The following is a 587-nucleotide window of genomic DNA, read 5'->3' on the forward strand; positions in this document are numbered from 1 at the left end:
CATGGCCCAACCGTTCGCGGGGGGAGTGGTCGAAGGTGGGACTGGCGATTGGGACTAAGTCGTAACAAGGTAGCCGTACCGGAAGGTGCGGCTGGATCACCTCCTTTCTAAGGAGCTACCAACCCTCATCTGCTGGTGTTTGCTGGTGGGTGGGTGGTTCAGGTGCCACGCCATCGCCGTCCGTGTGGTGGGTGGTTGCTCATGGGTGGAACATTGACGAAAGAGCTTCTTGGTCTTGCTGGTGTCAGTACCTGCCGGCTCGCACGTGCCTCTTCGGGGGTTCGTGCGGGTGGTGGTGGAACATCACGGGTGAGACCGGGGGGCTTGTCGAGCACACTGTTGGGTCCTCAGGTCACCGGCCACCGGTTGGTGGGGTGCCTGGTACGGGCCGGTCCTTGGACCACGAACCGCTTCGTCTGCGCTCTTGTATGAGGGTGTGGGTGGGGTAGGCGGGTCTGGCGGGGTCGGGGTCGTTGGTTGTTTGAGAACTGCACAGTGGACGCGAGCATCTTTGTAAAGATCAAGACGCACCCTTTGGGGTGTGGTTCTTGGTTCTCTGCAGTTTTGTTGTTTTTGTTGAAGTTTTT

Annotated in this window: 1 rRNA gene; it reads left to right on the forward strand. The window is 59.3% G+C overall.

The features are described from left to right. Positions 1–107 (forward strand): 16S ribosomal RNA (locus MT994_RS19295); the annotation flags it as partial. Between the last annotated feature and the right edge of the window lie 480 nt (positions 108–587).

Source organism: Cellulosimicrobium sp. MI9406 (genome assembly GCF_040595865.1).
GTDB classification, from domain to species: Bacteria; Actinomycetota; Actinomycetes; order Actinomycetales; family Cellulomonadaceae; genus Cellulosimicrobium; species Cellulosimicrobium funkei.